Consider the following 19,781-nt stretch of genomic DNA (forward strand, 5'->3'; position numbering starts at 1 on the left):
CTGACATTAGTCAGTGATTCGGGTGAATGAGTGCAGCTAACAACGCTGTAGCGCCAAGTAAGAAGGGTAAAATATGTATATCGGGCTGCCGCAATGGCAACACCCCACTTGGAACCGATTGGGGATCAAAGACTTGGCTGACTACAGTCGCTACTTTAATTGTGTTGAGGGCAATACGACCTTCTACGCATTACCACGGCTGGAAATTGTACAGCGATGGCGCGATATGACCGCTGAAAACTTCCGCTTTTGTTTTAAATTCCCGGCGACAATCAGCCATCAGGCAGCCTTGCGCGAGTGTGATCAAGCGTTACAAGCTTTTTACCAGTGCCTTACACCACTGCACGATCGCATTGGCCAACTCTGGTTACAGCTACCTGCGGCGTTCGGGCCGAATGAGTTGCACCGCTTATGGCAATTTATTGATAAATTACCCGCAGACTTTAACTATGGCGTAGAAGTGCGCCATCCGGAATTTTTCGCCAAAGGGGCTGCCGAGCTGGCCCTCAATCAAGGCTTACATCAACGGGCGGTAAATAGGGTGATGCTGGATAGCCGCCCTATTCATGCCGCCAAACCCTTAACTGCTGCGGTCCGAGATGCACAACGTAACAAGCCTCGCCTGCCAGTGCATGCTGTCGTGACCGGAGACCAGCCCTTAGTGCGATTTATTGGCGGCGACCAACTGGACGATAATTTAGCCTTGTTTTCGCCCTGGTTACAAAAGTTGCCGCTGTGGGAACAGCAATATCAACCTTATGTATTCATTCACACACCAGATAACAGTGACTCTCCGCAACAAGCGCAAAAGATTTGGCAACAATTGGCCACCGTCATTACTACCCTTCCCGCCGCACCTGACTGGCCAGAACAAGATAGCTTGTTTTAAACACAATGGGCTGTCGTCAGACAATGCGGCGCGGCAACATTTGCAAGCTCATCTTTCCCAACACTAAACTGAACCTCAAGAAATGATATTCCATCGATTTTTCTAGCGACAGTCACCCAGCAGACAGTTATCATTATTCAGCCAGTCTATTTGGGCAATGGAGTTAAAAATGGTTAGCTCGCTTTATGTCGTGTTGGGCGCACTGTTATTGATCAAGCTTTCATTTGATGTGGTTAAATTGAGAAACCAGTACCGGGTCGCTTATGGTGACGGTGGTTTTTATGAATTACAAACCGCCATCCGGGTACATGGCAACGCGGTAGAATATATTCCTATTGCGGTCATTTTACTCATTATGATGGAAATGAACGGTGCTGAGACGTGGATGCTCCATATCTGTGGATCAATGCTGATCGTCGGCCGCCTGCTGCATTATTATGGTTTACGCCACCGCGAAATTCGCTGGCGTCGCTCTGGGATGAGTGCCACCTATGTTTCTTTGGTCTTGATGGTTATTGCTAATATTTACTACTTACCTTGGGATCAAATTTTCAGTTTGACCTGATCAATGTTGTCGTTTTATCGGTTGCAAGCGCTAAACTGCCGGAACACCGTTAGTTTGGGCGGTTTATCACCGCCTTCATGTTATCTCCCCGCCAGAGCGCTGGCCTTCGTTTTGTGCTCCTTTGAGCCACAAGGTTATTAGCTGCAATTCCAGGTTGTCGGGGATATCGCGCTAATCTGTTTGGTTTTCTGTTATAATACGCGCCTTTAATTTCTTGTTAATGCCAATGACCGTCATGCCAAATCGCGACACTCAATCTCAAAACGATATGCCACGCCATCAGTCAGCAGCGCCGGAACCACAGCGTGATAGCCTGTTTGCTGCTCCCATTGCCAAGTTAGGTGACTGGACCTTTGACGAAAAGGTCGCTGAAGTGTTCCCGGACATGATCCAGCGATCGGTCCCCGGCTATTCCAATATTATTTCGATGATAGGCATGTTGGCGGAGCGTTTTGTGCAGCCAAACAGCCAGATTTATGATCTTGGCTGTTCGTTGGGTGCGGCAACGCTGTCAATGCGCCGTAATATTAAGGTTGAAGGCTGCAAAATCATTGCCGTGGATAACTCGCCGGCGATGGTCGAACGCTGCCGTCGCCATATCGATGCCTTCCGGGCCGCAACGCCGGTCGAGGTAGTGGAATCGGATATTCTGGATATCCGGTTGGAAAACGCTTCAATGGTGGTGCTTAATTTCACACTGCAATTTCTTCAACCCGCTGATCGCCAACGGCTGCTTAACCAAGTATACCAAGGATTACGCCCGGGTGGTGCCTTGGTGCTGTCCGAGAAGTTCAATTTTGCAGATAACGATATCGGTGAATTACTGTTCAATATGCATCTCGATTTTAAGCGCGCCAATGGCTACAGCGAACTGGAAATTAGTCAGAAACGCAGCATGCTAGAAAATGTTATGTTGACCGACTCGGTTGAAACCCATAAAAATCGCTTGCATCAAGCCGGTTTTGAACACGCGGAAGTCTGGTTCCAGTGTTTTAATTTTGGTTCGCTGATTGCCCTGAAAGCAGGAGAGGCTCAATGATTGAATTTGGCGATTTTTACCGGCTGATTGCCAAAAGCCCGTTAAGCCCATGGTTAGATACCCTGCCCGCTCAACTCAGTGCCTGGCAGCGTGAATCATTACACGGTAAGTTTAAAACGTGGTTTAACGCAGTCGAGCATTTACCGCTGTTGACCCCTACCACGCTGGATTTACGCGAGGGGGTGCGAGCAGAAATGTCCCCCGCTATTTCCGCCGGTCAGCGGGAAGGGATGGAAAATATGCTGCGCGCGCTGATGCCATGGCGCAAAGGCCCGTTCTCTTTATATGGGCTGGATATTGATACCGAATGGCGATCCGACTGGAAGTGGCAGCGGGTGTTACCGCATATCAGCCCACTGGCTGGGCGTACCATTCTGGATGTTGGCTGTGGTAGTGGTTATCACTTGTGGCGCATGGTCGGTGAAGGGGCTCATCTGGCGGTTGGCATTGATCCAATGCAGCTTTTTTTATGTCAGTTTGAAGCCATTCGTAAGCTGTTAGGCGGTTGTCAACGTGCTCATGTACTGCCGCTGGGTATTGAACAACTGCCGGAGCTGGCAGCCTTTGATACCGTGTTTTCAATGGGCGTGTTGTATCACCGCCGCTCACCACTGGATCATCTCTATCAGCTAAAAAATCAGTTGGTTAACGAAGGGGAACTGGTGCTTGAGACATTAGTGGTTGAAGGTGATAGCCAACAGGTGTTGGTACCGGGCGATCGCTACGCTCAGATGCGCAACGTCTATTTCATTCCATCAGCGTTGGCCTTGAAAGGCTGGCTGGAGAAGTGCGGGTTTGTCGATGTCAGGATTGCCGATATCGCCGTGACCACCACCGATGAACAACATCGCACCGATTGGATGACCAGCGAATCATTAGCCGAGTTCCTTGACCCGCACGATCCCACGAAAACCGTCGAAGGTTATCCGGCCCCACTCAGAGCGGTATTAATCGCCCGCAAGCCATAATCTATAAGTCATAACCTGTGATCTATAACCTGTAATCTATAACCTGTAATCTATAACAACACCGCCCCCGATTTAATCGACCGGGGGCGGCAGTTACGCCAAATACCAAAGGTATTAAGCTGATTGAGGTAACGGACTGCCCATCACCAACAAACTTTTCATGGCCTCAACCACTCGGCCATCAACACAATAATGAGCAAATTCATCAACATCACTGTCGGCACACATGGTGACACCGGCTTTGCGATATCTCATCGTCGATGGCACAGCGCGCCCCGCAGAACTGTGTAGTTCGCGGATACCGATATCAATAAATTTCTGCATATTGGTCAAGCGAACACCGGCTCCGGCCATGATAATCGGCCCTTGATTTTGGGTCGCAGCCACTAAATATTTCAACAATGACAACCCCAGCTCAGCATTCTGCTGCTGGCCCGAGGTTAAAATCCGCGCCACATTCAGATCTGCCAACTGCTGCAAGGCAATCATCGGGTTCTGACACATGTCAAACGCGCGATGAAAAGTCACTGCCAACGGGCCACTAATGGACATAATTTCCCGCATCCGTGGCATATCAATATGACCGTCAATATCCAGTAAGCCAACCACCACGCCAGCAAAACCCATATCACGGATCCGAGCAATATCATTTTTAATAATTGCGAAATCATTACTGCTGTAACAAAAATCACCGCCCCGAGGTCGTACAATGGGATGCACCGGGATAGTGATGGTTTCTCTGGCTTGCATTAATGCGCCAACACTGGGTGTTAACCCGCCTTCGGACTGACCGCAGCATAATTCAATCCGGTCGGCTCCTGCCGTTTCTGCTATCTGTGCGCAATCGACGCTATAGCAACAAATTTCCAATTTAGTCATTCCCACCCCCGTTTGATAGACGCAACTGCGACAACATCTATACCCATGTTAATTATGGGTATAGAAACTACCTGAAAATTCAATAATTCCACTGTTGAATAAATAAAATATCGAATAACGCCCTTAAGCTAAAATATAATCTGGTCATGCATGCTGAAGTATCACTATGGCACTCATTTTGACGCTATGAGTAGATGTCAGTCACAGTGATAACCATAAGTGATAGTCGGGGTAGAAATAAATAACCCATTTACGTTAGCCATTGCGCTCGCTCGCCACGATTTGCCGCAAGGTATAGGGATGGAACTTAATCGTGACCTCACCATCACTGACCGCCAATGTCGGATTAGCTAAACGTTCATGTTGCCCTTGGGGTGAACTGAATTTCTCACTTATTCCCTTAGGTAATGTGTCCGGTAATAGAGCGCGAGCGCGTTGCCTTAATGTTTGCGGATCGCCGGGTAAAACCAGCTCAATATGCTCCCATCCTTGATGGGGATAATAAGTTCGACCAGGATACGGCAACTCCACACAATCTATTTGCCATGGTCCAACAGATAAAGGCTGGACTAAATCGAATAGACAAATTGAACGGCCATTAATTTGTGTCTCGGACATCAAATCACCCCCGTGCAATAATCCACGGTGCCAACGTTGTGCCGTTTCAATCTGATGGCAGCGCAACGAAATATGGTCAGCACTGAATTGTGTCAAATCCAGATTTAATTTAGCCGCCAATATAACCAGTTTGTGCTCAAAACACGGCAGGTCGGCCAATAAGTCCTGTAATTCGGCGATATCTTTCAAGCTGTGCATCTGGCTCTCCTTTCCGATATTAAAACGGCCATAATCTACCGTTATTACCGCTAATCAGCCATATTTAATCTGACCATTTTGCTATTTATAATTAACCATTGCACTGGTTAATCTATTTGTAGCAACCGTAGACCTGATGCTGACGCCGAGGGTCAAATATGGTATAAATCCTGCCATCTTGTGACTGACAATCGGCCAAACCGCTTCGCCGCTAGCCCTTTTTTTTGCGGTGAAACCGTTCTGGCCTCATTTGAATTAACTGGCACAGAGATCCTTTTGTGCATCATTAATGTGTCTTTTGTACGTAATTAAGGTAACCCGGTGAATATTCAGGCTCTTCTCTCAGATAAAGTCAGCCAGGCGCTGATTGCAGCAGGTGCTCCAGCAGGTAGCGAAGCTCAGATTCGCCAATCTGCTAAAGCTCAATTTGGCGATTATCAAGCTAATGGCGTTATGGCTGTTGCCAAAAAACTTGGTATGCAACCCCGACAACTGGCAGAAAAAGTCATTGAGCTGCTTGATCTGGCAGGTATCGCCAGCAAAGTTGAAATTGCCGGCCCCGGTTTTATCAATATTTTCCTTGATCGCCAATGGGTTGCCAGCAAAGTAGAGTTTGCCTTGACCGCGCCGAAACTGGGCGTTGCCCCAGTTGAATCACAAACTATCGTGGTTGACTACTCTGCCCCTAACGTGGCTAAACAGATGCACGTAGGCCACCTGCGCTCGACCATTATTGGTGATGCGGCAGTGCGGACTTTAGAGTTCTTAGGTCACCATGTTATCCGCGCTAACCACGTCGGTGACTGGGGTACCCAGTTCGGTATGCTGATCGCGTATCTGGAAAAAATGCAAAACGAAAATGCCAGCGATATGGGGTTATCGGATCTCGAGCTTTTCTATCAGCAAGCCAAGAAAACCTATGATGAAGATGAAGAGTTTGCCCAACGCGCCCGTGCCTATGTTGTGAAACTGCAAGGGGGCGACGAGTATTGCCGTCAAATGTGGCGCAAGTTGGTGGATATCACCATGGCGCAAAACCAGATTGCTTACGATCGCTTGAATGTCACACTGACCAACGACGATGTGATGGGTGAGAGCTTGTATAACGCCATGTTGCCAGGAATTGTTGCCGACCTGAAAGCCAAAGGGCTGGCAGTGGAAAGCGACGGCGCAACCGTGGTGTATCTGGATGAGTATAAAAATAAAGACGGTGAGCCAATGGGTGTCATCATCCAGAAAAAGGATGGCGGCTATCTCTACACCACCACCGATATCGCGTGTGCTAAATATCGTTATGAAACCCTGGGCGCAGACCGCGTACTGTATTACATCGACACCCGTCAACACCAGCATCTGATGCAAGCTTGGGCTATCGTGCGTAAAGCCGGTTATGTGCCTGAGTCGGTGCCGTTAGAACACCATATGTTTGGCATGATGCTGGGCAAAGATGGCAAGCCGTTCAAAACTCGCTCTGGCGGTACCGTTAAGCTCTCCGATTTACTGGATGAGGCAATTGAGCGCGCGGGCAAACTGATTGCTGAGAAAAACCCCGATATGCCTGCGGATGAGCTGAAGCAAGTGGTGGACGCTGTCGGCATTGGTGCGGTGAAATATGCAGATTTGTCCAAAAGCCGCACCACTGATTATATCTTCGACTGGGATAACATGCTGGCGCTGGATGGTAATACCGCACCTTACATGCAATATGCCTATACCCGCGTGATTTCAGTGTTTAAACGTGCCGGTATTGATGAAAGCAGCCTGACATTACCATTGGTTATAACGGAAGACCGCGAAGCGGTGCTGGCCACCCGCTTGTTACAGTTTGAAGAGGTCATCACCACCGTGGCTCGAGAAGGAACACCGCATGTGATGTGTTCTTATCTGTATGACTTAGCGGGTTTATTCTCTAGTTTCTACGAACATTGCCAGATTCTGAATGCTGAAAGCGAAGAGATCCGCCAAAGCCGTTTGAAGCTGGCAATGCTGACCGCGAAAACCTTAAAACAAGGTTTGGATACTTTGGGTATTCAAACTGTTGAGCGGATGTGATTTTTAAATGGCGACAAAGGCCCTATGGGCCTTTTTACTGCCCAAATTCAACTTGTTCTGCGGGCAAAGTCCCGCAACTTGAATCCGAGTAAGGCCAACGAAGCAAAGTAGGCAATCACCCCAGCAACCACCACGGCAGATAAACGTAACAGGCGATAAGCCATCCCCCCAACATCCCAGTCAGGCATCACCCACAATAACCCCAGTAACACCACAGACATCACCACCACGCCGATGACCAATTTAGTCAGGAACATTGCCCAACCCGGTTGTGGTTGGAAAATTTTCTGTTTCCGTAATTGCCAATATAACAAGCTGGCATTAAGGCAGGCCCCCAAACCGATAGACAATGATAAGCCTGCATGCTTGAGTGGCCCGATGAAAATCAGGTTCATTACTTGCGTTAATATCAGCGTAACAATCGCAATTTTGACGGGGGTTTTAATGTTCTGACGAGAGTAAAAACCGGGGGCCAGGACTTTCACCACAATCAAGCCCATTAAACCAACGGAATAGGCCACCAGCGCACGTTGTGTCATCGCAGCATCAAAAGCACTAAATTGGCCGTACTGGAATAATGATACCACCAGCGGCTTAGCTAAAATCCCCAATGCAACCGCACTGGGTAATGCCAACAAGAAGCATAAGCGCAGACCCCAATCCATCAATCTGGAATATTCATCATGATTACCACTGGAGAAACTTTTTGCCAATGAGGGTAATAAGATAGTACCTAACGCCACCCCCAATACCCCAGAGGGGAACTCCATCAGACGGTCTGCGTAATACATCCAGGAAACTGAACCTGAGACCAGAAATGAAGCGAAAATGGTATTAATAATCAGAGAGATTTGGCTGACTGACACCCCGAGGATCGCCGGGCCCATTTGGCGCATAACCCGCCAGACCCCCGCATCACGCAGCGATAACCGCGGCAATACCAGCATACCTATCTTTTTCAGATGAGGGAGTTGATAACCCAATTGCAACACACCACCGACCACCACCGCCCACGCCAACGCCATCACCGGCGGGTTAAAGTAGGGAGCAGCGAAAAGCGCAAAACCGATCATACTGATATTCAAGAAGGTCGGTGCAAAAGCGGGAATAGAAAAACGGTTCCAGGTATTAAGGATCGCTCCCACCAGCGAGGCCAGCGAAATCAGCAAAATATAAGGGAAAGTCACCCGCAGCAACGCGGAGGTCAAGGCAAACTTATCCGGCGTGTCGGTAAAACCGGGCGCAGTGATAAAAATCACCCAAGGTGCCGCCAGCATCCCCAATATCGTTACCACTGCCAGTATCAGCGTTAACAGGCCAGAGACATAAGCCACGAAAGTCCGTGTTGCTTCCTCACCTTGCTGACTTTTATATTCAGCCAAAATAGGGACAAAAGCCTGAGAAAATGCCCCCTCAGCAAAGATACGTCGTAATAAGTTAGGCAATTTAAATGCCACGAAGAAGGCATCCGTTGCCATCCCCGCGCCAAAAATCCGCGCCACAATCGCATCACGGGCAAAACCCAATACGCGGGAAAACATGGTCATGGAACTGACGGCTGCCAGTGATTTCAGTAGATTCATAGGTTTTTCTGATATGGGGTTCTGGTCTGTTGGTACACCACATGTGAGGTGCCCTGAAACTGTTTGAAAACAGCCGTCAGTTTACGTATCCGCTCATGAATAGCCATCAGAAGGTGTAACAAATTACTGAAGCACCTGGTTTGTTGTTCACGCTACCCGGCACGGTTAGCTTATCCCTCGGCCTGCTGTTGTAAGATAGCTTCGATCATCCGTTGCGCATAAATAGCGTCTTCACCCGAGACTTGCGGTGCCGTTTGGTTACTCACCGCAACGATAAAATGATGTACCGCACCGGTAAACCCCCGTTGCTCCAACGTGGTTTGCCACGCAGGCGCGGGCAGACCAATCACTTGCCCCTCAGACTCCTGCTGCCACTGACGCATATCGGTAATCTGGTAACAGGCTCCGGTGCTAACGGCTTGCACACTTTCCCTTTGGGTCCCAGCGTGGCGATGCATACTGGTGGTAATCAGGCAATTACCCGCTTGAAAAAGGTGTTCGGCATACAACATATGCCCCTGGGCATTGGCGTGCACCGCTCCAGTCATCAGTTTGGCTCCCTCGCCGCCAAGCCATAGTGCGGTGTCTACCACATGCAAGTAGTCATCAAGCAAAGTAAAACGCACATCATTTGGCCCGACACTGTTTTGGCGATGTTTTTCCACCCGCAACGATGCCGGATGAGTTATTTGTTGTTTAAGCTGCTGATAGAAAGGGGCAAAACGGCGGTTGAACCCCACCATTAGCGCCAGATGCTGTTTGGCGGCCAGCGCTATCAATTGCTCGGACTGTTCCAGCGTTTCAGCCAATGGCTTATCGACATAAACGTGGATCCCCGCCCGCAATAACTCGCTAACCACGTGAAAGTGGCTGGCAGTGCTACTGTGGACAAAAATAGCATCACATTCGGCAGCCAGGCTAGCCAAACAGGAGAAATAGCGCATCCGGTAGCTATCGCATAGCGGTTGAGCGTTGATTTGATTAGGTGAAAACGCGCCAATAAGCTGCCAGTTCTGCGCTTGCATCAGAATAGGCAAATAGGCTTTTTGCGCGATGCCACCCAAGCCAACAACCCCCACGCGCAGTTTTTTGCCAACAGACTGTTTGTTCATATAATCCTTATTAATCATCTAACTGGAGCAAAACTTCATCCAGGCGACGTGTCAGCGCAATAACCTGCTGTTCAAGCTGAGCCACTCTGGCTTCAAGACCTCCAGTGCCGCCAACAGCATTTTCCTCTGCTGCCGAAACAGGCGCAATATCACCACTGAACAGGTGCATAAAGCGGCTTTCACGTTTCCCCGCGTCACGAGCCAAACGCACCACAAATGGCCCGTCTTCGCGCAACGAGAGTTGATTTAACACCTCTTCAGTTTCGGCAACGTCAGCAAACTCGTACATTCGGTTAGTCCGAGTGCGTAACTCACCCGGTGTCTGTGCGCCACGCAGTAATAACGTGGTAATCACAGCCAATTCTGCAGGGGAGAATTTCAGGTTGCCAAACTCTGAATTGCAAAAACGATGCTCATACTTCATGACCCGGTTACCACTTTGAGTGCGGATATGATGTTTCTTTAGCAAAAAATCCAGCGTTTGCTGCACGTCCGATTCAGATAACTCCATCACCGGTTCGCGGTTGGTTTTCTGATTACAGGCGACGGTCACACCATTAAGTGACATCGGGTATTGCTCCGGAGTCGTCACTTGTTTTTCCAGCAAACAACCTATTACTCTGGCTTCCTGTACATTTAAACTGTGTTTCATCCTGACCTCAGCGAGTTGCCGTCCATTCTTTGTTGGTCAAGGCCGTCAGCACGTGATCACGCCACTGGCCATCAATCAGTAAATAATCCTTCGCGTAACCTTCACGCTCAAATCCAAGACGCTCCAATAAGCGGCCACTGCGATGATTATGCGGCATATAATTAGCCATAATACGGTGCATTCGTTCCTGCCGTTGCATATAACGCAGCAGCGGTTGCAACGCTTCAAACATTAAACCCTGGCCCTGCCAACGTTCACCTAATGAATAGCCCAGAAAACAGGCATGGAATGAACCGCGCAGCACATTGCTAAAATTAGCCACACCGCGTACTTCTTTTTCTTCCGGATCCAACAAAATAAAATAGTAAGCGCTGCCCTGTTTTTGCAGCTCCATTATCATACCCAGACGCGCCTGCCAACCGGAGGGCATGCAATGGCTTTGATCACGTACCGGCTCCCAGGGTTTGAGAAAGGCCTGATTTTCAGCGTAATACTCGGCCATACGATAAGCATCACGCTCATAAACCAACCGTAGTGACATACGATCAGTGGTCAAACGTATTTTAGGTGTTGCTGAATGATAGCCGAACATCTGCTCCCCTTGGGCTGTACGCTGCCCTCAATCTCGCGGCAATCTTTTTGATTCAATCGTTCTTTTAGTTTCAATAATACTTTTAGTTTCAATCATAATTGTTGCACGGGCACTGCATAAAGCCATCTTTACCCCCTTTTCATGCATCAACACAATAAAATTACGTCACTAAGGTGCTATAAAGGCATTTTATTATGAAATTGTCGATGAGGTAACACATTGACGATAAAAAATATTATCAATCTAACCTCTATCGTTTCTATCAATTTGGGTACAAACTATAAACATATTTTCTACTCCCTCCTCATTTAATTTCTGACGGTGAAGCATGGCCTTGGTATCGCAAGCTCGAAGCTTGGGTAAGTATTTCTTATTGCTTGATAACTTATTAGTTGTATTGGGTTTCTTCGTTGTCTTCCCGCTTATATCTATCCGATTCGTCGACCAACTGGGTTGGGCTGCGGTATTAGTGGGCCTTGCCTTAGGTTTAAGACAATTAGTCCAGCAGGGATTAGGGATTTTTGGTGGCGCGATTGCTGATCGCTTCGGTGCCAAGCCCATGATAGTCACCGGTATGTTGATGCGCGCCGCTGGATTTGCGTTTATGGCGATGGCGGATAAACCTTGGATACTTTTGTTGGCTTGTGCTCTGTCAGGCTTAGGCGGCACGCTGTTTGACCCGCCACGCACAGCGCTGGTTATCAAGCTGACTCGCCCTCATGAGCGCGGCCGTTTTTACTCCCTGCTAATGATGCAAGACAGCGCGGGGGCGGTGATCGGCGCATTGATAGGAAGTTGGCTGCTGCAATACGACTTCCATTTTGTCTGCTGGACCGGCGCGGTTATCTTTGTGCTCGCGGCTGGCTGGAATCTATGGTTACTACCCGCTTACCGTATCTCTACCGTGCGCACCCCAATGAAAGAGGGACTCATGCGGGTATTGCGTGACCGTCGCTTTGTGACCTACGTACTGACGCTGACCGGTTATTACATGCTATCAGTTCAGGTAATGCTGATGCTGCCCATCGTAGTCAATGAAATCGCCGGTTCGCCTGCGGCCGTAAAATGGATGTACGCCATTGAGGCCGCACTCTCACTGACCTTGCTTTACCCCATTGCCCGTTGGAGTGAAAAACGCTTTAGCCTTGAGCAACGTTTGATGTGCGGGTTGCTGATCATGACATTAAGTTTGTTCCCAATCGGCCTGATTAGTCATCTGCAAACGCTGTTTATGTTTATTTGTTTCTTCTACATGGGTTCCATTATCGCCGAACCCGCCCGTGAAACCCTAGGTGCTTCGCTGGCGGATGCACGCGCCCGTGGCAGTTATATGGGCTTTAGCCGCCTCGGGCTGGCACTGGGTGGTGCATTAGGTTATACCGGCGGCGGCTGGATGTACGATACTGGCCGAACACTGGCAATGCCGGAGTTACCCTGGTTCCTGCTGGGTATTATTGGGTTAATGACGTTGTTCGGGCTTTACTGGCAATTCAATCAGCGCCGCATTGAACCTGCCATGCTAAGCGGTAACTAACTTACCTTTATATGCCCAGCAGTAAGGCAGTAAGCAAATTATTCGGGGTTATCTGATGGGCAATAGACCTACACTGTCGCACTATTGCGCCCTATCCCAACCGTGGGTGAACAGATACGGTTAATAATACAAAACAGTAGATTAACCGGTTACTATTGGGCCAGTTTGTCTTGTTTGACTCAACGAGTGTGTTTTGTTTAATGAGTCCCTATTTGCTATGAGGCTTTAATGAAGAAATTACTGTGGGGCGCTGCCGCGCTGATTATCACCGCGACGTTAGTCGGCTGCAACCAACTGACTCAGTACACACTGAGCGAGCAGGAAGTTAATGACTATCTGCAAAAACATAATAACTATGAAAAGCAGATTGGTATTCCGGGTTTGGTTGACGCCCATATTACCCTGACACAATTGCAAAGTCAGATTGGCCGTGCTGAACCCGGTAAAGTGACATTAACTGGCAACGCCAAGGTTGATATCACGTCAATCCTCGGGCCACAAAGTGCCGATATGATCCTGACGTTAAAAGCACAACCCACATTTGATCGTGAAAAAGGCGCTATCTTCCTAAAAGATATGGAATTAGTTGATTATACGGTTAAGCCGGAGAAAATGAATTCGGTGATGAAGGCACTGACGCCTTATTTGAATCAGTCACTGAAGTCATACTTTGATCAGCAACCTGCCTATGTGCTTGACGGTGAAAAGAGTAAAGCAGCAGCCATGGCGAAAAAACTGGCCAAAGGTTTAGAAGTTAAACCCGGCCAATTAGTCATCCCACTGACTGACTAATTGGTACAACATTCCTACGGGGAGGATCATGCCTCCCCGCTATCTTGCTCGGAGAGTTCATCCCACATCGCTTGCAACGCTTCACGACTCAATTGCGCCAAAGTACGGTAAAACCCGGTGGTCGCGTGAGCTTCTACTTTACCGAGAAAACGGCCACACCATGGCAGTAAATAGTCGTTAAACAGCGTGATTTGTGCGGTAACTTCATCTTCTGCGGCCTGATCTTCCAGCCAGGACGCCGCCAGCAATAATCCACCAAAATGGTCTGTTGGCCCTTCACCTAGCGGCATACCACGTTGTTCCAAAAAGGCTCTAACCTCGGCTTGTGGGCGGGCATCATCATAATCGCTACCATAAGGCGAAACGCTGTGCCCCTCACCCACAAACATGGCATTATAGTCAGCGGCCAACCGTTCTGGCTGATAGTCCTGTTGCAAGCGAGTCAATAATTCGCCTTGTTCCAGTGGCCAATGCTGTTCCAACTTACCCTGACTGATCAGCGCAAAAAGGGGGTCCAACAGTGGATCTTGGGGCTGGCGATAAAACAGTGACCCCAGCACCCGGCACACCAAAGAAAAATCATTCATCGACATCTTCCTGTTTTTTTTATATTTCTGCATAAACACAACGGTGACAACGTCACCTCAGACGGCTGACAACCCCCGATGACTCGATGTTAGGCGGTGAGCACGTTGTCAATAACCTGCGGTGACAATGTCACCTATTGGTTTATAAACCCGCTAATTCGGGGATTGCAGGCCGGCCTCTTAGCTCAAGGTAATCAAGTAACCGCCGTGGGCTGACATTCAAAATACGGTCCGGTGAGAAATTAACCTCAGCAATGATCCGTTCGCAATGCTCGAAATTCCCCAATGAATAGGCAATATGGGAATCAGATCCTAATGCCAACCAGCCACCCGCATCGCGAACAGCTTCAGCAATCGCGCGGCAATTAGATTCACTGCCCTTCCGCGAATGTGTAAAGGACGAGTTATTCAATTCCAACGCCACATTATATTTTGCGGCAGCTTCAGCAATGGCTTGGATATCAACGGGATATTTAGGATTGCCAGGGTGGCTAATGATATGCACATTGCCCTGCGCCATGGTCGCAATCATCGCCTGAGTATTAGCGGCTTTATCTTGTGGCGGGAATACCGGCTCATGGAAACCAGCAATCAGCAGGTCGACAGCATCAAGCATCGGGCCGGTACAATCGATATCACCGTCCAGATTCTTAATGTTAGCTTCAATACCCCGCAGAATACCGACACCATCAACCAGGCGTGGCCATACCTGCATATTCATAAAGTGCCAATAATGAGGCGCATCGGCCATATCCGGGCCATGGTCGGTAATAGCAAACAACTTAATGTTTTTTATCTTAGCTTCGGCGATATAATCGTGCAGGGTACTGTAAGCATGGGTGCTGGCAACAGTATGCATATGTAAATCAACAGGATACATGACTACTCCACAAAGTATTTTGAAGCGGGATAGCTTTTTTGCAGGCAAAGCATAGACCGCTAATGATAGCAGGAATTCTTCTCATCCGCAGTGCTAAAAGCCCTTGCTTGCCTGGCAATCTTGTACCCTATCGAACGGCGCAAAACCTTAAATCAGTAACCCCGCGCCATATCGACCAACCCGACAGGCTCCCTACCCGCCTCTATGGCATGGATATTTGCCACCACCTGATCCATTGCAGCCTCAGGCAAAGTGACCGCAGCAATGTGTGGCGTAATAGTTATCCTTGGGTGGCTCCAGAAAGGATGCATAGAGGGCAATGGCTCTTCAGCAAACACATCTAATGTGGCGGCGGCAATGTTACCAGTACGCATTGCAGCTAATAAATCCCGTTCTAACAGATGTGTTCCCCGGGCAATATTGATGACATACGCATTAGCATTCAATTGCGAAAAAAGGGACTGATTCAAGATACCGGCGGTTTCAGGGGTATTTGGTAGCAGATTAATCAATAATTGTGTTCCCTGTATGCAAACCGGTAAATTTTCTTTCCCCGCAAAACTGGTCACGCCATCAATGAGTTTTGCTGTACGGCTCCAGCAACGTACAGTAAAACCAAACTCGGCCAGCTTGCGGGCCACACTGTTACCTAATACACCGGCACCGAGAATGCTTATGGTGAATTTATCATGCTGATGTGGCACCAATGGCTGCCACTGTTTCTGCTGTTGTTGCAACTGATACTCATCCATTCGGCGGAAATAACGTAATACATTCGCGACAACATACTCCTGCATTTGCAAAGCCATGCCCGTATCTTCCAGCCGGACTAATGGCACCCCTGTGGGTAATGTGCCAGGGTGGCGGCGCTGCTGCTCTAAAATAGCATCCACACCGGCCCCCAATGCAAAGATACCTTTCAGTTCAACACGCTTAGCCAGCATTTCCTGCGGAGGCTGCCAGACAAGAGCATAATCAGCCGGTTGCGTATCACCCCGTCGCCATTGCCTTATCTTTGCCGAAGGCAAACGAGACTGGATACCAGACAACCAGGGTTTTGCTTCAAAAAACGGATGATAAAAAATAATATTCATTATTGGCCAGCTCCTTGCGAAAGTGCCTGTTAGATTTCCGCGATTAACGGTCAGATGCAAGTGCTACCCGCAAGAAATGCCGACGAAATCAGCAAACTGCTGTAACTTTGGCTAAACAGTGACAAAGCCGACATAAGAGGGTTGACGCTGAGCACACTTTTGCCTACATTACGCCGGTCAACAACATTTTACGGGGTTGGCAGTAGTAACACGGTGAGGTGTCTGAGTGGCTGAAGGAGCACGCCTGGAAAGTGTGTATACGCGTAAGCGTATCGAGGGTTCGAACCCCTCCCTCACCGCCATATTACGTCAGCAGATGAATTGGTCTGCTGCATCAAAAACGGCAATTGGTAGCAATTCTGGTGGATATCCTAGCACTTGTTATTCAGATTGCCGTTTCTTATTTGAGTCGCACTGAATTTATTTCCCGCAACCACCTAATATTATCTATTACTCCATTAATTACCAAATGCCCTGCTTATTAATTGAGTGTATTTCATACCCAAGTTATATGTTACAACGCTGAGGGATATTAATTTTATAATATTAGCCTTAGAGGTGTAACGATGAAAAAAACTAAGTTTATTACTTTATTATTTTCGCTTGTTTTTACCCTTCCTACCTTAGCTTCGCCTTTAATTGTGGCTCACCGCGCGGGGACAGCCGATTATCCAGAGAATACTCGGTATGCCATCGATATGGCACTGAAGAATGAGGCGGATATTATTTGGTTAAGCATTCAATTTAGTAAAGATGGTATTCCGGTGCTGTATCGCCCCAGTGATCTGCAAAGCCTGACTAACGCCAGTGAGCCTGGGCCAGTATCAGCCTATACATGGGAAGAATTAAGGCTATTAGATGCGGCTTATTACTTCAATACTGATGGTCAATATACTTATCGTGGGAGAGGCGTTAAAATCCCTTCATTGCTACAGATCATTACCTCCTATCCCAAAGTAAATTTCATTCTTGATATTAAATCACCGGATACTGACCCATTAACAATGGCAAATACGCTAGACCGATTGATAAGCGAGACTAATTCTTTTGATCGGGTAAGATTCTATTCTACTGAAAAAAGATATCTGGATGCATTACCTGACTATATTAATAAATTTGAACCCCGTAATCTGACCCGTAAAATTCTTGCAAACTCAGTTATGGCCAATAACTGTAAAGTTGCCAAAAAAAGAGGAGCCAAATTAATCAATAGCTCAGATAAATATCATGCATTCGAATTAAGGCGCGATGTAAAAGTCGTCGAAAAACTAACCCTTAGTAGAGGGGTATCTCGAGCACAATTGGTATGGAATCAACAGGCTATGGCCTGCTTTAAGAAAAATAATGACACAAAAATCTTGCTGATAGGGGTAAATTCTTATGAAGACTATCAATTGGCTGAAAACCTGGGTGCAGATTATATCATGGTAGACTCCCCAGCAACCGCCAGATACTGGCGTTAAATCAACGTTATTTGCCGGTGATTTATGCGATATGCACGCGGAATAACCAGATGAATAGCCACGGAGAAATACTACTTGACCATCAGGCCAGCGATCCCTATAGTACCGCCCCGTTGCAGTGCGTAGCGCGGTAACGTAACGGTGAGGTGTCTGAGTGGCTGAAGGAGCACGCCTGGAAAGTGTGTATACGCGTAAGTGTATCGAGGGTTCGAACCCCTCTCTCACCGCCATATTCGAGCAAAAGGCTCTGACGAAAGTCAGGGCCTTTTTCTTTGCTCTCTGAGTTGGGTTCCATGCTGCTATTTCTTCAGTTTCTAACACTTAAGATACAAAATCCATACTAGCAAGCATAATAGCTACTTTTCATTTTTTCATGGAGATAATGCTGTTGTCTGACGTGGTCCTAATCATTTAAAGCATTTTATAAAACCAGCAGTTATTTTATTTCCCGGTAGAGATTGATATACATCTAGATCTCAGCCGTATAATTGGCGTATCGTGGTTGTCTGCTACTCGAGACGGACCCTTATCTGGCCCGCCATTTATTTTGTCTTTTCTTTATTTGGTTTACACCTTAGATGAAAACGCACGGAATTAACGGCATTAGGCCGTTCAGCGCGATTATTGACGCATGCTGGCGGGAAACCTATACACTTCAACGACTTCTAAAAGATATAATTGCCGGTATTACCGTCGGTATTATTGCTATTCCATTAGCCATGGCACTGGCCATTGCCAGTGGTGTCCCACCGCAGTATGGCTTATATACTTCGGCTATCGCCGGTATTGTCATTGCTGTCAGTGGCGGGTCCCGTTACAGCGTATCCGGCCCGACAGCAGCCTTTGTGGTTATCCTCTATCCCGTATCTCAGCAGTTTGGCTTGGCCGGTTTATTACTGGCGACATTGATATCCGGTATATTTTTACTGGCTATGGGCCTGGGCCGGCTTGGGCGCTTAATTGAATATATTCCGTTATCCGTCACCCTCGGCTTCACCTCCGGGATTGGGATTACGATTGCTACCATGCAGGTAAAGGACTTCTTTGGTTTACACCTCACTACCGTGCCGGAAAACTATGTGGGTAAGGTGGCCGCCTTAGCACAAGCGATGCCAACCATTAACCTCAGTGATACGTTAATTGCGACCGTCACCCTGTTGGTGTTAATTCTGTGGCCACGGTTAAAATTAAAGTTACCGGGTCACTTACCCGCATTGGTTGCCGGTACAGTCGTGATGGGGGTCTTATCGCTGTTTGATCATCAAGTCGCGACTATTGGCTCACGCTTTGGCTATTTACTGGCCGATGGCACCCAGGGCCAGGGTATTCCCCCCATCCTGCCGCAATTTGTCCTGCCGTGGAATTTGCCTGCCGCCAATGACCAGCCATTTATATTGGACTGGGTAACCCTTTCCGCCTTACTGCCCGCCGCCTTTTCGATGGCCATGCTAGGGGCAATTGAGTCATTGCTGTGCGCAGTAGTACTGGATGGCATGACCGGACAAAAACATCATTCAAATAGTGAACTGGTAGGTCAAGGACTGGGGAATATAATCGCTCCATTCTTTGGCGGGATAACAGCCACTGCTGCCATTGCTCGTTCTGCGGCTAACGTCCGCGCGGGTGCAACCTCGCCAGTATCTGCCATTGTTCATGCCCTGCTGGTGTTGCTGGCATTATTGGCACTGGCCCCGATGTTGTCTTATCTGCCACTGGCTGCCATGGCTTCTCTGCTGTTAATTGTCGCCTGGAACATGAGCGAGGCACATAAAGTCGTTGATCTGCTGCGCCGTGCGCCTAAAGACGACATTATCGTGATGCTACTGTGTATGAGCCTGACGGTATTGTTCGACATGGTAATGGCAATAACGGCCGGTATTGTGTTGGCCTCGCTATTGTTTATGCGGCGCATTGCGCGAATGACCCGCTTGAGTGAGATACCCACTGCGGTTGATGATAAAACGCTGGTATTGCGCGTAAACGGGCCGCTATTCTTCGCCGCCGCTGAGCGAATATTTAATGAGTTATTGAGCCGATGTGAAAATTACCACACCATAATTCTGCAATGGGATGCCGTACCAGTACTGGATGCCGGTGGCTTGAATGCGTTTCTGCGCTTCACTGAGGCGCTGAGCAAACATCAGCAACTGGTGATCACCGATATCCCTTTCCAGCCCCTGAAGACGCTGGCAAGAGCCAGAGTGAAGCCAATTGAAGGTAGACTGAGTTTTTATGGATCTCTGCCAGAAGCTTTGGCGGCATTACCGGCGAAATAACCATTATC

At 48.2% G+C, this 19,781-nt stretch carries 18 protein-coding genes and 2 tRNA genes; 11 read left to right on the forward strand and 9 right to left on the reverse strand.

Going from position 1 to position 19,781, the window contains the following annotated elements:
• Window positions 1-73: 73 nt before the first annotated feature.
• The 4 genes from AEP37_RS12420 (at window position 74) to cmoB (ending at window position 3,461) form a co-directional block, all read left to right on the forward strand.
• Entirely contained in the window at window positions 74-889 is an 816-nt protein-coding gene (locus tag AEP37_RS12420; RefSeq protein ID WP_049613608.1) for a DUF72 domain-containing protein, read from the forward strand.
• A 169-nt stretch (window positions 890-1,058) separates the two neighbouring features.
• Window positions 1,059-1,454: an MAPEG family protein gene (locus tag AEP37_RS12425; protein ID WP_049613609.1), complete on the forward strand. Its 396-nt coding sequence runs from the start codon at window positions 1,059-1,061 to the stop codon at window positions 1,452-1,454.
• A gap of 235 nt (window positions 1,455-1,689) precedes the next feature.
• Window positions 1,690-2,493: a carboxy-S-adenosyl-L-methionine synthase CmoA gene (gene cmoA, locus AEP37_RS12430; protein WP_049613610.1), complete on the forward strand. Its 804-nt coding sequence runs from the start codon at window positions 1,690-1,692 to the stop codon at window positions 2,491-2,493.
• Window positions 2,490-3,461 (forward strand): tRNA 5-methoxyuridine(34)/uridine 5-oxyacetic acid(34) synthase CmoB, encoded by a 972-nt coding sequence (cmoB, locus tag AEP37_RS12435; protein WP_049613611.1) that lies wholly within the window; start codon window positions 2,490-2,492, stop codon window positions 3,459-3,461. The genes cmoA and cmoB overlap by 4 nt, the downstream gene beginning before the upstream one ends.
• Before the next feature lie 114 nt (window positions 3,462-3,575).
• Here cmoB and cutC read toward each other — a convergent pair whose 3' ends face one another.
• Entirely contained in the window at window positions 3,576-4,340 is a 765-nt protein-coding gene (gene cutC / locus AEP37_RS12440) for a copper homeostasis protein CutC (RefSeq protein ID WP_049613612.1), read from the reverse strand.
• 255 nt (window positions 4,341-4,595) lie between these two features.
• Window positions 4,596-5,156, reverse strand: coding sequence for a VOC family protein (locus AEP37_RS12445; RefSeq protein WP_049613613.1), 561 nt, complete (start codon window positions 5,154-5,156; stop codon window positions 4,596-4,598).
• 321 nt (window positions 5,157-5,477) lie between these two features.
• Here AEP37_RS12445 and argS point away from each other — a divergent pair, with 321 nt between their 5' ends.
• Entirely contained in the window at window positions 5,478-7,208 is a 1,731-nt protein-coding gene (gene argS / locus AEP37_RS12450) for an arginine--tRNA ligase (protein WP_049613614.1), read from the forward strand.
• Between the two features lie 47 nt (window positions 7,209-7,255).
• On the opposite strand, the gene murJ is transcribed toward argS, so the two are convergent.
• The 4 genes from murJ to rimJ form a co-directional block, all read right to left on the reverse strand.
• Window positions 7,256-8,791 carry a murein biosynthesis integral membrane protein MurJ gene (murJ, locus tag AEP37_RS12455; protein WP_049613615.1) on the reverse strand — a complete coding sequence of 512 codons (1,536 nt, stop codon included), beginning with the start codon at window positions 8,789-8,791 and terminating at the stop codon, window positions 7,256-7,258.
• 170 nt (window positions 8,792-8,961) lie between these two features.
• Complete coding sequence (locus tag AEP37_RS12460) at window positions 8,962-9,921, reverse strand: Gfo/Idh/MocA family protein (protein ID WP_049613616.1); 960 nt, start codon at window positions 9,919-9,921, stop codon at window positions 8,962-8,964.
• A complete protein-coding gene (locus tag AEP37_RS12465) occupies window positions 9,914-10,555 on the reverse strand; it encodes a YceH family protein (protein ID WP_049613617.1) in 642 nt (213 codons plus the stop codon). The genes AEP37_RS12460 and AEP37_RS12465 overlap by 8 nt, the downstream gene beginning before the upstream one ends.
• Window positions 10,556-10,562: 7 nt before the next feature.
• Window positions 10,563-11,147, reverse strand: a complete 585-nt coding sequence (rimJ, locus tag AEP37_RS12470; RefSeq protein ID WP_049613618.1) for a ribosomal protein S5-alanine N-acetyltransferase — start codon at window positions 11,145-11,147, stop codon at window positions 10,563-10,565.
• A gap of 328 nt (window positions 11,148-11,475) precedes the next feature.
• On the opposite strand from rimJ, the gene mdtH reads away from it, so the two are divergent.
• The gene (gene mdtH / locus AEP37_RS12475) at window positions 11,476-12,681 is read left to right on the forward strand and encodes a multidrug efflux MFS transporter MdtH (protein ID WP_049613619.1); all 1,206 of its coding nucleotides are present in this window, start codon (window positions 11,476-11,478) and stop codon (window positions 12,679-12,681) included.
• A 228-nt stretch (window positions 12,682-12,909) separates the two neighbouring features.
• Complete coding sequence (locus AEP37_RS12480) at window positions 12,910-13,473, forward strand: lipoprotein (RefSeq protein ID WP_049613620.1); 564 nt, start codon at window positions 12,910-12,912, stop codon at window positions 13,471-13,473.
• A 26-nt stretch (window positions 13,474-13,499) separates the two neighbouring features.
• On the opposite strand, the gene AEP37_RS12485 is transcribed toward AEP37_RS12480, so the two are convergent.
• The 3 genes from AEP37_RS12485 to ghrA all read right to left on the reverse strand — a co-directional run bounded on the left by AEP37_RS12485 (window position 13,500) and on the right by ghrA (window position 16,034).
• Complete coding sequence (locus AEP37_RS12485; RefSeq protein ID WP_049613621.1) at window positions 13,500-14,060, reverse strand: TorD/DmsD family molecular chaperone; 561 nt, start codon at window positions 14,058-14,060, stop codon at window positions 13,500-13,502.
• Between the two features lie 142 nt (window positions 14,061-14,202).
• Window positions 14,203-14,940, reverse strand: coding sequence for a phosphatase (locus AEP37_RS12490; RefSeq protein WP_049613622.1), 738 nt, complete (start codon window positions 14,938-14,940; stop codon window positions 14,203-14,205).
• A 152-nt stretch (window positions 14,941-15,092) separates the two neighbouring features.
• Complete coding sequence (gene ghrA, locus AEP37_RS12495) at window positions 15,093-16,034, reverse strand: glyoxylate/hydroxypyruvate reductase GhrA (RefSeq protein WP_049613623.1); 942 nt, start codon at window positions 16,032-16,034, stop codon at window positions 15,093-15,095.
• 212 nt (window positions 16,035-16,246) lie between these two features.
• Between ghrA and AEP37_RS12500 the strand changes: the two genes are divergently transcribed.
• The 4 genes from AEP37_RS12500 to dauA all read left to right on the forward strand — a co-directional run bounded on the left by AEP37_RS12500 (window position 16,247) and on the right by dauA (window position 19,773).
• Window positions 16,247-16,336: transfer RNA gene (locus tag AEP37_RS12500), tRNA-Ser, on the forward strand.
• A 264-nt stretch (window positions 16,337-16,600) separates the two neighbouring features.
• Window positions 16,601-17,497, forward strand: a complete 897-nt coding sequence (locus AEP37_RS12505) for a glycerophosphodiester phosphodiesterase family protein (protein WP_049613624.1) — start codon at window positions 16,601-16,603, stop codon at window positions 17,495-17,497.
• 140 nt (window positions 17,498-17,637) lie between these two features.
• Window positions 17,638-17,727 (forward strand) — tRNA-Ser (locus AEP37_RS12510).
• Window positions 17,728-18,075: 348 nt separating this feature from the next.
• On the forward strand, window positions 18,076-19,773 hold the full coding sequence (gene dauA / locus AEP37_RS12515; protein WP_049613625.1) for a C4-dicarboxylic acid transporter DauA: 1,698 nt from the start codon (window positions 18,076-18,078) through the stop codon (window positions 19,771-19,773).
• The last annotated feature ends 8 nt before the right edge of the window (window positions 19,774-19,781 follow it).

It is taken from the genome of Yersinia pekkanenii (genome assembly GCF_001152565.1).
GTDB lineage: Bacteria > Pseudomonadota > Gammaproteobacteria > Enterobacterales > Enterobacteriaceae > Yersinia > Yersinia pekkanenii.

Bases quoted from the DNA above. Each gene is read 5' to 3' on its own strand.
- AEP37_RS12420 (WP_049613608.1), top strand. From the start codon at position 74: ATGTATATCGGGCTGCCGCAATGGCAACACCCCACTTGGAACCGATTG.
- AEP37_RS12490 (WP_049613622.1), bottom strand. From the start codon at position 14,940: ATGTATCCTGTTGATTTACATATGCATACTGTTGCCAGCACCCATGCT.
- ghrA (WP_049613623.1), bottom strand. From the start codon at position 16,034: ATGAATATTATTTTTTATCATCCGTTTTTTGAAGCAAAACCCTGGTTG.
- cutC (WP_049613612.1), bottom strand. From the start codon at position 4,340: ATGACTAAATTGGAAATTTGTTGCTATAGCGTCGATTGCGCACAGATA.
- AEP37_RS12505 (WP_049613624.1), top strand. From the start codon at position 16,601: ATGAAAAAAACTAAGTTTATTACTTTATTATTTTCGCTTGTTTTTACC.
- murJ (WP_049613615.1), bottom strand. From the start codon at position 8,791: ATGAATCTACTGAAATCACTGGCAGCCGTCAGTTCCATGACCATGTTT.
- AEP37_RS12465 (WP_049613617.1), bottom strand. From the start codon at position 10,555: ATGAAACACAGTTTAAATGTACAGGAAGCCAGAGTAATAGGTTGTTTG.
- AEP37_RS12445 (WP_049613613.1), bottom strand. From the start codon at position 5,156: ATGCACAGCTTGAAAGATATCGCCGAATTACAGGACTTATTGGCCGAC.
- dauA (WP_049613625.1), top strand. From the start codon at position 18,076: ATGAAAACGCACGGAATTAACGGCATTAGGCCGTTCAGCGCGATTATT.
- AEP37_RS12480 (WP_049613620.1), top strand. From the start codon at position 12,910: ATGAAGAAATTACTGTGGGGCGCTGCCGCGCTGATTATCACCGCGACG.
- AEP37_RS12485 (WP_049613621.1), bottom strand. From the start codon at position 14,060: ATGAATGATTTTTCTTTGGTGTGCCGGGTGCTGGGGTCACTGTTTTAT.
- cmoA (WP_049613610.1), top strand. From the start codon at position 1,690: ATGCCAAATCGCGACACTCAATCTCAAAACGATATGCCACGCCATCAG.
- cmoB (WP_049613611.1), top strand. From the start codon at position 2,490: ATGATTGAATTTGGCGATTTTTACCGGCTGATTGCCAAAAGCCCGTTA.
- rimJ (WP_049613618.1), bottom strand. From the start codon at position 11,147: ATGTTCGGCTATCATTCAGCAACACCTAAAATACGTTTGACCACTGAT.
- AEP37_RS12425 (WP_049613609.1), top strand. From the start codon at position 1,059: ATGGTTAGCTCGCTTTATGTCGTGTTGGGCGCACTGTTATTGATCAAG.
- mdtH (WP_049613619.1), top strand. From the start codon at position 11,476: ATGGCCTTGGTATCGCAAGCTCGAAGCTTGGGTAAGTATTTCTTATTG.
- AEP37_RS12460 (WP_049613616.1), bottom strand. From the start codon at position 9,921: ATGATTAATAAGGATTATATGAACAAACAGTCTGTTGGCAAAAAACTG.